Origin of the sequence: Citrobacter sp. wls718 (assembly GCF_005280945.1) — a bacterium.
Taxonomy (GTDB): domain Bacteria; phylum Pseudomonadota; class Gammaproteobacteria; order Enterobacterales; family Enterobacteriaceae; genus Citrobacter; species Citrobacter gillenii.
Genome location: NZ_SZWV01000051.1, coordinates 66,385 through 78,345 on the forward strand (window position 1 = coordinate 66,385; position 11,961 = coordinate 78,345).

An 11,961-nucleotide genomic window follows, 5' to 3' on the forward strand; every position below is an offset into this window, starting at 1 on the left:
ATCAGTACATTTAACGTGCGCGAATAAAGCTGCCGTTAGGCTGACGGGTAAACAGCACCTGCTGGCCGTTGCCGGTATCGATGGTTAACCCCGTGACCACGCCATTGGCATTCTGCCTGATTTGTATCATCTGACCGTCTTTCAGGTTGCTCAGCGGTTTTCCGGTACCTTCAACCTGCGCCATGGCATACACATCGGTCGGTGGAAGATTATGGTCACGGAACACCTGGGCGAGCGTTTTTCCGGAGTCTACACGGTAGGTACGCCATTGTTGGTCAATCCCGCTATCGGGCTGAAAAGGCTGCGTCTGAGGCTGGGACTGCTGGGCTTGCGGCTGCGCATCGGGATCGCCTTCCTGGATGGGTTCCGGTGCGACCGGTGCCATCTGACCCGGATCGTTTTGCGGAGCGACCAGCTGCGCCTGCAGCTGAGCTTCAGTGGGTGGCTGCGATTGCGACTGGAGATCCAACTGGGCATCACGTGTGACCGCAGGAGTATCGCTGGTATCGTTGGAAGGGAGCAGGAAACCTATCACCAGCACGATAGCGGCAGCAATAATGCCGCGGCGATGCATAGGCGGTAGCGGGTCCATAATGCGAAAATTGTCCGGTGCATGCCAGATTTTCGCCAGGGTTGGTTTTAATTCAAAGCGCCCGGGCATGGCTTTCCTCCTGCTCCGCGTCTCGTTCCTGAATCATAGAGTATAGATGCCTGATTCTATGATATTTGCCTTCATGCCCGCTTTCGTGACGTCAACGCGGGATATTCCTATTGTTTATGTTTCCTCGCGATTTGTCATCTGTTCCCGAGACAAAGTTTTACCGGATGCGGCATGGCTGCTATGCTGCCCGCTACTTTACCTCCGATGAAAGGAAATATGATGGCCACCCCGACTTTTGACACTATCGAAGCGCAAGCAAGCTACGGCATTGGTTTGCAGGTAGGACAGCAGCTGAGCGAATCCGGTCTGGAAGGGCTGTTGCCTGAAGCGCTGGTTGCGGGTATTGCTGACGCGCTGGAAGGCAAACATCCAGCTGTGCCGGTTGACGTTGTTCACCGTGCGCTGCGTGAAATCCACGAACGTGCTGATGCGGTCCGTCGTGAGCGTTTCCAGTCTATGGCTGCTGATGGCGTCAAATATCTGGAAGAAAACCGTGAGAAAGAGGGTGTAAACAGCACTGAATCCGGTCTGCAGTTCCGCGTTCTGACGCAGGGCGAAGGGGCTATTCCGGCACGTACCGACCGTGTACGCGTGCACTACACCGGTAAGCTGATCGACGGTACCGTGTTCGACAGCTCCGTTGCCCGTGGTGAACCGGCTGAATTCCCGGTTAACGGCGTTATCCCTGGCTGGATTGAAGCGCTGACCCTGATGCCGGTGGGTTCCAAATGGGAGCTGACTATCCCTCAGGAACTGGCCTACGGTGAGCGTGGCGCGGGTGCGTCCATTCCTCCGTTCAGCACGCTGGTATTCGACGTTGAGCTGCTTGAAATCCTGTAAGCAGTGACTTCTGTTCCCCTCAGCCTTGGGGGGAGCAGAAAAATAGCGTGAAAAGCTATAGTTATACCGATGTCGATATTTTATCTTGCAAATAGCGCGCTTGCGCGTATTTTTGTGAGCTGATTCGCGCTATCAGAGTGATATGACACTCACTTTAAACATAAAATTAACATTATATCTAAATCTTAGTATTCATCCCGCCAATTCTTACCTAATATCGATGAGTCCTGATAACGGGATCGTCGTATCATAGACACACCAAAGGCCGTAGAGCCTGAACAACACAGACAGGTACAGGAAGAAAAAAACATGGTAGATCAGGTAAAAGTCGTTGCCGACGAAGAGGCTTCGTCTGAACAGTCGCTGCGGCGCAATCTCACAAACCGTCATATTCAACTTATTGCCATTGGTGGCGCTATCGGTACCGGCCTGTTTATGGGCTCCGGGAAAACCATCAGCCTCGCCGGGCCGTCGATCATCTTTGTTTATATGATCATCGGTTTTATGCTGTTTTTCGTGATGCGCGCAATGGGAGAATTGCTGCTCTCGAATCTCGAATACAAATCTTTTAGTGATTTCGCCTCTGACCTGCTCGGGCCGTGGGCTGGGTATTTTACCGGCTGGACCTACTGGTTTTGCTGGGTCGTGACCGGGATGGCGGACGTCGTTGCCATTACCGCGTATGCGCAATTCTGGTTCCCTGGGCTATCCGACTGGGTGGCATCGCTGGCGGTAATCATTCTGCTGCTGGTCCTCAACCTCGCCACGGTGAAAATGTTTGGTGAGATGGAATTCTGGTTTGCGATGATCAAAATTGTCGCCATCGTCGGCCTGATCGTGGTTGGTCTGGTGATGGTACTGACGCACTTCCAGTCACCTACTGGTGTTCAGGCATCGTTCACCCACCTGTGGAATGACGGTGGCTGGTTCCCGAAAGGTCTGAGCGGCTTCTTTGCGGGCTTCCAGATTGCGGTGTTTGCGTTCGTGGGTATTGAATTGGTCGGGACGACAGCGGCGGAAACCAAAGATCCGGAGAAATCCCTGCCGCGTGCGATTAACTCGATTCCAATCCGTATCATCATGTTCTACGTGTTCGCGCTGATTGTGATTATGTCCGTCACCCCGTGGGGCTCGGTGGTTCCAACCAAGAGCCCGTTTGTCGAACTGTTCGTGCTGGTCGGCTTACCGGCGGCGGCGAGCCTGATTAACTTTGTGGTTCTGACGTCTGCGGCGTCTTCTGCGAACAGCGGTGTGTTCTCGACTAGCCGTATGTTGTTCGGTCTGGCGCAGGAAGGCGTGGCACCGAAAGCGTTCGCCAAGCTGTCCAAACGTGCTGTTCCGGCGAAAGGCTTAACCTTCTCCTGTATCTGCCTGCTGGGCGGTGTGGTGATGCTGTACGTTAATCCGAGCGTAATCGGTGCGTTCACCATGATCACCACCGTATCGGCGATTCTGTTCATGTTTGTCTGGACCATCATTCTTTGCTTGTACCTGGTGTACCGCAAACAGCGTCCGCAGCTGCATGAGAAGTCGATTTACAAAATGCCGTGGGGCAAGGTGATGTGCTGGGTGTGCATGGCGTTCTTCGTGTTCGTGCTGGTACTGCTGACGCTGGAAGAAGATACCCGTCAGGCGCTGATCGTCACGCCGCTGTGGTTCATTGCGCTGGGGCTGGGCTGGTTGTTTATCGGTAAGAAACGTATGGCAGGTGTACGTTAATAAAAAAAGAGCCGCGACGCGGCTCTAATGCTTCATCAATCAGGGCGCTCTCAGGCGCCCTTTTTATTCACCAGCGAGGGCACGCGGGAACAACACATTGTTTTCCAGACTGATGTGTTCCATCAGGTCGTCGATCAGTTCGTTAATGCCGTTATACATGGCTTTCCAGGTGGTGCAGGCTTCCGGCGGCGGCGTCACGTTTTGGGTGATGTGCTTGATCACTTCGACCAGCTCACCGGCGTCGTCATGCTCGCTTTCCATCACGCTGATTGGCCCCATCGCCTGGCTACCCATTCCCTGTTTGATCATCGGGAACAGGATCTGCTCTTCTTTCATCATGTGGCTGGACAGCTCGTCATGCAGCATGGTCAGGTTTTTCGCCAGACCGCGTGGTACGTTTGGCTTGTCTGCGTGCACGCGTTCAACTTTGGTGGCCTGCAGGATCAGTTCCGGCAGCTGTTCGCGGTGGCGGTCATGATAACGAACGACGATATGGTCGATAATTTCTGCCAGTGCCACGCTGCGCCAGTCTTTTTCCAACGGTTGCTCAGCCAGTTTCGCCAGTTCGGCTTCGATAGCCTCGACATCCAGCTCTTTACGTGCGGCAGCGCGTGCCAGCGTTTGCTTACCGCCGCAGCAGTAATCCATATCGTACTTACGAAACAGTGCCGAAGCGCGAGGAATAGAGAGCGCCAGTTCACCTAAAGGTTGATCGCGATAAGACATAGCCGTTACCTCATTCTCAATAATATAAGATGTATTTTAAATGCAACTTATAGCGAAGGATATACCCCTTTCGGGGTGGTGGGATTTGTGATGGCTGTCACGAAAATTTCTTATACCGTTAACCTGCTGAATCTTATTGAAAAGGCGTAAAACGGCGAAAAAAGCCGCGTCAGAAGATTAAATAAGCGGGCGCGGCTGCCGATAGTTAGACCTCAGACAATACCTGCATAATAAAAAGGCAACAGATGTTCAAACGAATCAAAGTGATAACCTTACTTATCACCGTGTTACTTTCCCTGGGCGCGATGCAGCTCATCTCCGCAGGCGTTTTTATTGGCGCACTCAACAACGATAAGCAAAATTTTAACGTGTCTCAGCTTTCCAGCCAGAACGTGGCCGAGTTTACCGATGCGTGGATTAGCCTGAACCAGGCGCGCGTCACGCTCAACCGGGGCATGCTGCGTCTGCAGGGCACGATGGCCAGCGAGGTGAACGGCGGGCAGCTAACAGAGCTGGTAAGCACGGCAAATCGACTGCTGGCAGAAGCGAAAGAGCATTACGATAAATACTATGCGTTGCCGGAAACGCCGGGTCTGGATGAACATCTGGCTGATCGACTGGAAGAGCAGTACGGCATTTATTCGACCACGCTTGCCAAAATGAACGCGCTGCTGGCGGAAGGCAAACTGGAAGAGATGTTCAAACAGAATGCTGAACAAAAGCAGACGGCAATGCAGGGTGTGTATCAGGAATGGCGTGCGGCACAATCAGCGCTGGCAAATGCGGGCGTGCAGGATAACGAGAATGACTACCAGAAAATTATCTGGTTGCTGTCTGCCGTCATGCTGATTGTGGTCACGGTGATTGTCGTTAGCTGGATAGCCATGCAGCGCGTGCTGTTGAAGCCACTGCGCGAGGTGATGGAACATATTCGCCATATTGCCGCAGGTGACCTGACCCACAGCATCAGTGCTGACGGCAGCAATGAAATGGCGCTGCTGGCACGTAACGTCCGCGATATGCAGCAGTCGCTGGCGAACACGGTTAGCGTGGTGCGTGATGGGGCCGATACCATTTACACCGGGGCGGGTGAAATCGCCGCGGGCAGTAACGATCTCTCCTCGCGTACCGAACAGCAGGCCGCATCGCTGGAGGAAACGGCAGCCAGCATGGAACAGCTCACCGCTACCGTGAGACAGAATGCGGATAATGCACGACAGGCGACTAGCCTTGCAAAAAATGCCTCGCAGACGGCGCAAAAAGGCGGCACGGTGGTTGATGGCGTGGTGCGTACCATGGATGAAATTGCCACCAGTTCCAGCAAAATCGCGCAAATTACCACTGTTATTGACGGTATTGCCTTCCAGACCAATATTCTGGCGCTGAACGCGGCGGTAGAAGCTGCACGCGCCGGTGAACAGGGGCGTGGTTTTGCGGTAGTAGCAGGAGAAGTGCGCACTCTGGCGCAGCGCAGCGCGCAGGCGGCTAAAGAGATTAAGGCCCTGATTGATGATTCTGGTCATCGGGTCAACGCCGGTACCGCACTGGTGCATGAGGCGGGTGAAACAATGGCGGAGATCGTCAGCGCCGTCACCCGCGTGACCGATATCATGGGTGAGATTGCTTCGGCCTCTGATGAGCAGAGTCGGGGAATCGATCAGGTTGGTCAGGCCGTTGCCGAGATGGATCGCGTGACGCAGCAAAACGCCTCGCTGGTGGAAGAATCCGCGTCAGCGGCGGCGGCGCTCGAAGAACAGGCGTCACGCCTGAATCAGACCGTTGCGGTGTTTAAAGTGTCGCGCCGGATGGCGGCGTAAACGCCTTATCCGGCCTACAAGGAATTATCGCGTAGGCCGGATAAGCGCAGCGCCATTCGGCACATTATGGTTGTGGAACCACGACGACGCTCGGTTTCTCCGGCTTGGCTCTGACGGCCACCACCACACCGATAACCAATAACGCGATGCCGCTAATCGTCAGCGCCGACGGCATTTCATGGCGCAAGATAAAGGTATACAGCAGTCCCGCCAGCGTCTCGAATACAATCAACGGCCCGAGGATCACCGTTGGCAGCTTTTGGCTGGCGATGTTCCAGCACAATGCCCCCACCCACGAACACAGCACCGCAATGGCGACCATCAGGCCGATAAATACGCCTGGACGCGGGCCGAAGGGCAGGGAGAAGTCCGGCGTTTGCCCGTTCAGCCACAGGCAGGCCGCAATGTAACCGAGCAGAGAAACGGGCAGCGTCACCAGTGCCTGGGCGGTGGCCCACATCATCGGATGCTTATCGGGGTTTTCACGCAGCCAGCGGGCATTACGCAGCGCATACCATGCCCAGCACACCACGGAAACCAGTGCTAGGGCGATACCCGACCCGTAGCGCCAGCCGCTAAAATCAGGTAACCCCTGATTCAACTCAGAAATATTCACGCACAGCAGGCCAATGCCGATCAGCACCAGCGCCGGGGCCAAGCGCCACCAGGATAATTTACCGTCACGCTGGCTATAGAGCAGATTGGCGAAGACCGGGATCACTACCGGTAGCGTGCCGATGATCATCGTCGAGACCGGCGCACCGGTGCGCTGAATGGCGCTGGCCAGACAAACATAATAAATCAGGTTGCCCATCATCGTCAGAGCCAGAGCGGTTCTCCAGTCCTTGCGCGATAGCTGACGCAGACGTCCGCGACCCAGCCAGGCCAGCGGCAGGGCAATCAGCCCCAGCGCCAGGTAGCGTCCCATCGACTGTAATACTGCCGGGTATTCCGGCACGATCAACGGCCCGACAAAAATCAGCCCCCACATCAACCCCGCCAGCAGGGCGTACAACACACCGCTAATCATTTTGACATCCACATCATTGAACATTGCGCCGAGTGTAGGCAGGGAAAACGCCGCTGTATTGTATGAGATTGCGCATTAGCGCGAATAAACCTGCTTCTGATAACGCACAGGCGTAATACCGTAGCGATGGGTAAACGCGCGGGTGAGGTGCGACTGGTCGGTCAGGCCGGTTGCCGCAGCAACGTCGGCGGCGGGCATACCGCGCGTGAGAAAATCTTTGGCGCGCCACAGGCGCACAGCCATGAGCATCTGATGCGGGGTGACGTGAAAGTGCAGTTTGAACTGGCGCTGAAAATGCCAGGGGCTGAGCGCAGCCACGCGAGCCAGTTCGTCGAGCGTAACCGGGTGCATGTAGTTATCATGCAGATATTCGCGCACGCGATCAAAGCGATGCGCGCCTTCCTGCGACACCGGCGCATGACGAGCCAGTGGCTGGAAGGTGTCGATCAGATCGAGCAGCAATCCTTTTTGTGCCAGCGGATCCTCGGTGTTCCACATCCCGTGGATCAGCGAACAGATCTGGCGTGAACGGTGGGGATCGTGGCGCGTCACATCATGGAACCACCAGTGGCGGATCCCGGTGACCTCTTGCAGAAGAGAGGGGTCGAGATAAATCATCCGGTAGCGCCAGCCGTCGGCGGTTTCAGCCTCGCCGGTGTGCAGCTCATCGGGATTCATGGTCACGACGGAATGGGCCGGTGCCACGTACTGGGTGCCACGATAGCGAAAACGCTCGGCGCCGGCTTCGATCGCGCCAATGCCAAACGCTTCGTGGGTATGAGGCTCAAACGCGTAACGCGAGATATGCGCATGATACAGCTCAACGCCCGGTATCTGCGCCAGATGGCGAAAACGGGCGCTGTCTTTCTCATCAATAAACTGCTCAGGTACACCCTGCACGTTATCTCTCCCCACACATCGTCTTATCATTATCAGAGAGGATGCGCGGGGATGCCACCGTAATTAACCAAATTTTAACAGTTTACGATGCCGCTGACGCTCTCCGCCAGCGATGTGGTCGGGCGTTTAATCAGTGTGCTCAGCGTATGGCTGTCGTCAAACAGCCCGCCTTTTGAGGCACCGATATCAGAGTCGGCCAACATCTCTGCCAGTCCGGCAGGCAGGCCAAACCCTTTCAGCGCGGCGGCAAAATCGGCCTCGCTAAGGTTCTGATACACCACTTTTTTGCCGCTCTGTTGAGCCAGTTCGGCGGCCAACTGGCTCAGCGTCCAGCCTTCATCTCCCGCCAGCTCGTAGATTTTCCCGGCATGGCCTTCTTCACTGATGACGCGCGCGGCGGCAGCAGCGTAGTCCGCGCGGGTGGCGGCGGCGATTTTGCCGTCTCCGGCGGCACCAATAAACACGCCGTGCTCGAGGGCTGCGGGGGCGCTGGCGAGATAGTTTTCGCTGTACCAGCCGTTACGCAGCAGCGCGTAATCGAGGCCGGATTCTGCCAGCATCTTCTCGGTTGCCACGTGTTCATCTGCCAGCCCCAGCGGGGAGGTATCGGCATGCAGCAGGCTGGTGTAGGCGATGAATTTCACACGTGCAGATTTCGCCGCATTGATCACGTTGCGGTGCTGTGGGGTACGCTGTCCGACTTCGCTTGAGGAGATCAGCAGCAGTTTGTCGATGCCTTGCAACGCGGTGGTAAAGGCGGCTTCGTCGGTGTAATCCGCCTGGCGGACGGTAATACCCTGCAGGCTGAGGGTAGCGGCTTTAGCTGGGTTACGCACAATCGCCACAATCTGGCTGGCGGGAACGGTTTTCAGCAGGTTTTCAATAACGTGTTGGCCCAGTTGGCCAGTGGCGCCGGTAATCGCAATCATGAGGAACTCCAGGTTTTTGTCTTGTGTTGACTCACGCTAACACCTAAACTTACTTTTAGTAAGTACGCACAAAAAGGTAAGTATGAAAATGACAGATTCGACGCTTTCTCAGCAACTGCGCGACGGCAACTTATTTGCTGAACAGTGTCCTTCCCGCGAGGTGTTAAAACACGTTACCAGCCGTTGGGGAGTATTGATTCTGGTGGCGCTGCGCGACGGCACGCACCGTTTTAGCGATCTGCGCCGTAAGATGGGCGGTGTCAGTGAAAAGATGCTGGCGCAATCCTTACAGGCGCTGGAGCAAGACGGGTTTATCAACCGGGTGTCGTATCCGGTGGTACCGCCGCATGTGGAATACAGTCTGACGCCGTTGGGTGAGCAGGTGAGTGATAAAGTCGCCGCACTGGCGGACTGGATCGAAATGAATTTACCGCAGGTTTTGGCGCAGCGGATCCCGGGGTGAACGATGTGCCGGATGGCGCTGCGCTTATCCGGCCTACAAGTCGGCTTCATGCGTAGGCCGGAGAAGACGCTATTGCGTCGCATCCAGCACTAAAATTACTTACTCAAATCCAGCTGATAAATCGCAAAACCGATATCGTCGGTGGCGACTTTTTGCAGTGGATACTGTCCTTTTTCTTTGATAAACGCGGCGGCTTTATCGGACGGCGAGGTTTCAAAACGAATATCCAGCTTCGTCTCGCTGTGGATCGGCGCCAGACGCCAGTTATTATCCGCCGCCGGGTGAATTTCACCGGCACGCTTCGTCTCGGCCCCTATCCACGCGGCCAGCACCGAGCGGTTTTCATCCGGTGAGGCAAAGGCGATATGGCTGTCGCCGGTACCAGCAAACTTACCGCCGTAGGCGCGATAGTTATTGGTTGCTACCAGGAAGGTAGCGTCCGGGTCGATAGGTTTACCGTTAAAGGTCAGATGCTTAATACGCTCTGCCTGCGGGTTGACCGTCTGGCATTCGCCGTCGTAGCGGGCGGGTTGTGACACATCAATCTGATAGTCTACGCCGTCGATCACGTCGAAGTTATAGGTACGAAAGCCATCCCAGTTGATCAGCGACTGCGGTTTGCTGCTGTGAATATCAATCTGATTAAACTGTCCTGCGGAACATTCCAGCCACTCTTTCACCTCTTTACCGCTGGCTTTTACCACTACCAGCGTGTTGGGATAGAGGTACAGATCGGCGGCGTTGCGGAAGGTGAGCTGGCCTTTTTCCACTTCAACAAAGCTGGCCGGATCGTTCTTACGGCCGCCCACTTTAAACGGTGCGGCGGCGGAAAGTACCGGCAGTTTCGCCAGATCCGGATCGCCCTGAATAAAGCGTTCAACGTAAGCTTTTTGCGCGTTGTTCACCACCTGCACGGTTGGATCGTCCTGCACCAGTGCCAGATAGCTGTACATGTTATCGGCCGATTTACCGATTGGTTTGCTGACGAATTCGCGCGTGGCGTCGTGGTCGGCTTTCAGGATCTCAACGATTTTTGTGTCTTCAGCGGCCAGGGATTTTTTTGCCGCCGCATCATAAATCGGGCGGGCTTCAGCTTTCGCCTGGGTGACCTGCCATTTCCCGCTGTCGTTATTCAGCACCAAATCCACCACGCCCAGATGATCGCCCCACATGCCTGGCATTACTGCCGGAACGCCATTCAGGGTACCTTTAGCGATATCTGCGCCTTTGATGTTGGCAAAGTCTTTCCCTGGGAACACGGCGTGAGCATGACCAAACATGATGGCATCAACACCCGGTACTTCGCTGAGGTAATAAACCGAGTTCTCCGCCATAGCCTGATACGGGTCGGCAGAAAGGCCCGAGTGAGCCACCACGACGACCACATCCGCGCCCTTGGCCCGCATTTCCGGTACGTATTGACGTGCGGTTTCGGTGATGTCATTCACTGTCACTTTGCCGCTGAGATTGGCTTTATCCCAGGTCATGATTTGCGGTGGCACAAAACCGATGTAGCCAATTTTCAGCGTCTGCTTGTGACCCTCTTTGTCGACCACCTCGGTGTCTTTAATCAAATAGGGGGTAAAAAGCGGTTTTTTGGTTTTAACGTCGATGATATTGGCGTTAACGTAAGGGAACTTCGCGCCTGCGAGCGCCTTATGCAGATACTCCAGACCGTAGTTAAATTCATGGTTGCCGAGGTTGCCGACCGCGTAATCCAGCGTATTCAGCGCTTTATAAACCGGGTGCGTTTCGCCGGCTTTCAGCCCTTTCGCCGCCATGTAATCTCCTAGCGGGCTGCCCTGAATCAGATCGCCGTTATCGACCAGTACGCTGTTTTTGACTTCATTTCTGGCGGCATTGATCAGACTTGCCGTACGTACCAGACCGAATTTTTCCGTTGGCGTATCTTTGTAATAATCGAAATCCATCATATTGCTATGCAAATCAGTGGTTTCCATTATGCGCAGATCGACGGTTGAGGCATTCACGCTGGCCGCTATCAGCGTGGCCAGAAGCGTTGCACTAAACTTAATCATCAGAGGGCATCCTTTTTAGAACCAGGCCACAAAAGAAAATGTATATACAGCTTATTGCTTACAGAAGTGTGAATCATGCCATGAATAGAGCGTTTAAAACCGCAGGCGCTATCACAGTTGGCGGATCCTCTGACGATCGGGTATAAGTAAAACAACGAGTTAACACCGCTGCTATAAATGAGGTGGAGAATGCTAGAACATGTATGCCAGCTTGCACGGAACGCGGGCGATGCCATTATGCAGGTCTACGATGGAATCAAACCGATAGAAATCACCAGCAAGCAGGATGATTCTCCGGTCACGGCGGCGGATATTGCCGCGCACACGGTGATCCTTGCAGGATTACAGGCGCTGACGCCGGATATACCGGTGTTGTCAGAAGAGGACCCGCCGGGCTGGGATATCCGCCAGCACTGGCAGCGTTACTGGCTGGTTGACCCGTTGGATGGTACCAAGGAGTTTATCAAACGTAACGGTGAATTTACCGTTAATATCGCGCTGATCGAGAAAGGAAAACCGGTACTGGGCGTGGTATATGCCCCGGTAATGAAGGTGATGTACAGCGCGGCCGAAGGTAAAGCCTGGAAAGAAGAGTGCGGCGTGCACAAACAAATCCAGGTGCGCGACGCGCGTCCACCGCTGGTGGTGATAAGCCGTTCGCATGCCGACAACGAGCTAAAAGAGTATCTGCAACAGCTCGGTGAGCACCAGACCACGTCGATTGGCTCATCGCTGAAGTTCTGCCTGGTGGCAGAAGGGCAGGCACAGCTGTACCCGCGTTTTGGGCCGACCAACGTCTGGGACACCGCAGCAGGCCACGCCGTTGCTGCGGCAGCC

General features: G+C 55.0%; 11 protein-coding genes. 5 read left to right on the plus strand and 6 right to left on the minus strand.

Going from position 1 to position 11,961, the window contains the following annotated elements:
* Positions 1 to 10: 10 nt before the first annotated feature.
* Complete coding sequence (locus FDW95_RS09505; RefSeq protein WP_096758557.1) at positions 11 to 661, minus strand: OapA family protein; 651 nt, start codon at positions 659 to 661, stop codon at positions 11 to 13.
* A gap of 219 nt (positions 662 to 880) precedes the next feature.
* On the opposite strand from FDW95_RS09505, the gene fklB reads away from it, so the two are divergent.
* Together fklB and cycA are read left to right on the plus strand one after the other, a co-directional pair.
* Positions 881 to 1,501, plus strand: coding sequence for an FKBP-type peptidyl-prolyl cis-trans isomerase (fklB, locus tag FDW95_RS09510; protein ID WP_170972983.1), 621 nt, complete (start codon positions 881 to 883; stop codon positions 1,499 to 1,501).
* A 309-nt stretch (positions 1,502 to 1,810) separates the two neighbouring features.
* The gene (cycA, locus tag FDW95_RS09515) at positions 1,811 to 3,220 is read left to right on the plus strand and encodes a D-serine/D-alanine/glycine transporter (protein WP_137363484.1); all 1,410 of its coding nucleotides are present in this window, start codon (positions 1,811 to 1,813) and stop codon (positions 3,218 to 3,220) included.
* A 63-nt stretch (positions 3,221 to 3,283) separates the two neighbouring features.
* Here the strand turns inward: cycA and ytfE are convergent, their stop codons facing one another.
* Positions 3,284 to 3,946 carry an iron-sulfur cluster repair protein YtfE gene (gene ytfE / locus FDW95_RS09520; RefSeq protein ID WP_115259604.1) on the minus strand — a complete coding sequence of 221 codons (663 nt, stop codon included), beginning with the start codon at positions 3,944 to 3,946 and terminating at the stop codon, positions 3,284 to 3,286.
* Positions 3,947 to 4,191: 245 nt separating this feature from the next.
* Here ytfE and FDW95_RS09525 point away from each other — a divergent pair, with 245 nt between their 5' ends.
* On the plus strand, positions 4,192 to 5,763 hold the full coding sequence (locus FDW95_RS09525) for a methyl-accepting chemotaxis protein (protein ID WP_115259603.1): 1,572 nt from the start codon (positions 4,192 to 4,194) through the stop codon (positions 5,761 to 5,763).
* Positions 5,764 to 5,827: 64 nt separating this feature from the next.
* Here the strand turns inward: FDW95_RS09525 and FDW95_RS09530 are convergent, their stop codons facing one another.
* The 3 genes from FDW95_RS09530 to FDW95_RS09540 form a co-directional block, all read right to left on the minus strand.
* The gene (locus FDW95_RS09530; RefSeq protein ID WP_115260001.1) at positions 5,828 to 6,793 is read right to left on the minus strand and encodes a DMT family transporter; all 966 of its coding nucleotides are present in this window, start codon (positions 6,791 to 6,793) and stop codon (positions 5,828 to 5,830) included.
* Between the two features lie 75 nt (positions 6,794 to 6,868).
* Positions 6,869 to 7,693 carry an AraC family transcriptional regulator gene (locus FDW95_RS09535; RefSeq protein WP_115259602.1) on the minus strand — a complete coding sequence of 275 codons (825 nt, stop codon included), beginning with the start codon at positions 7,691 to 7,693 and terminating at the stop codon, positions 6,869 to 6,871.
* A gap of 74 nt (positions 7,694 to 7,767) precedes the next feature.
* Positions 7,768 to 8,622: an SDR family oxidoreductase gene (locus tag FDW95_RS09540; RefSeq protein ID WP_115259601.1), complete on the minus strand. Its 855-nt coding sequence runs from the start codon at positions 8,620 to 8,622 to the stop codon at positions 7,768 to 7,770.
* 88 nt (positions 8,623 to 8,710) lie between these two features.
* On the opposite strand from FDW95_RS09540, the gene FDW95_RS09545 reads away from it, so the two are divergent.
* The gene (locus FDW95_RS09545; protein WP_115260000.1) at positions 8,711 to 9,085 is read left to right on the plus strand and encodes a helix-turn-helix domain-containing protein; all 375 of its coding nucleotides are present in this window, start codon (positions 8,711 to 8,713) and stop codon (positions 9,083 to 9,085) included.
* Positions 9,086 to 9,180: 95 nt separating this feature from the next.
* On the opposite strand, the gene cpdB is transcribed toward FDW95_RS09545, so the two are convergent.
* A complete protein-coding gene (cpdB, locus tag FDW95_RS09550; protein ID WP_115259600.1) occupies positions 9,181 to 11,124 on the minus strand; it encodes a 2',3'-cyclic-nucleotide 2'-phosphodiesterase in 1,944 nt (647 codons plus the stop codon).
* A 189-nt stretch (positions 11,125 to 11,313) separates the two neighbouring features.
* Here cpdB and cysQ point away from each other — a divergent pair.
* On the plus strand, positions 11,314 to 11,961 hold a 648-nt coding region (cysQ, locus tag FDW95_RS09555), incomplete at its 3' end, for a 3'(2'),5'-bisphosphate nucleotidase CysQ (RefSeq protein ID WP_249359006.1).

What these genes read in the sequence shown, in the direction of transcription:
- FDW95_RS09505 (WP_096758557.1), bottom strand. Translation starts at nt 661, where the DNA reads ATGCCCGGGCGCTTTGAATTAAAACCAACCCTGGCGAAAATCTGGCAT.
- fklB (WP_170972983.1), top strand. Translation starts at nt 881, where the DNA reads ATGGCCACCCCGACTTTTGACACTATCGAAGCGCAAGCAAGCTACGGC.
- cycA (WP_137363484.1), top strand. Translation starts at nt 1,811, where the DNA reads ATGGTAGATCAGGTAAAAGTCGTTGCCGACGAAGAGGCTTCGTCTGAA.
- ytfE (WP_115259604.1), bottom strand. Translation starts at nt 3,946, where the DNA reads ATGTCTTATCGCGATCAACCTTTAGGTGAACTGGCGCTCTCTATTCCT.
- FDW95_RS09525 (WP_115259603.1), top strand. Translation starts at nt 4,192, where the DNA reads ATGTTCAAACGAATCAAAGTGATAACCTTACTTATCACCGTGTTACTT.
- FDW95_RS09530 (WP_115260001.1), bottom strand. Translation starts at nt 6,793, where the DNA reads ATGATTAGCGGTGTGTTGTACGCCCTGCTGGCGGGGTTGATGTGGGGG.
- FDW95_RS09540 (WP_115259601.1), bottom strand. Translation starts at nt 8,622, where the DNA reads ATGATTGCGATTACCGGCGCCACTGGCCAACTGGGCCAACACGTTATT.
- FDW95_RS09545 (WP_115260000.1), top strand. Translation starts at nt 8,711, where the DNA reads ATGACAGATTCGACGCTTTCTCAGCAACTGCGCGACGGCAACTTATTT.
- cpdB (WP_115259600.1), bottom strand. Translation starts at nt 11,124, where the DNA reads ATGATTAAGTTTAGTGCAACGCTTCTGGCCACGCTGATAGCGGCCAGC.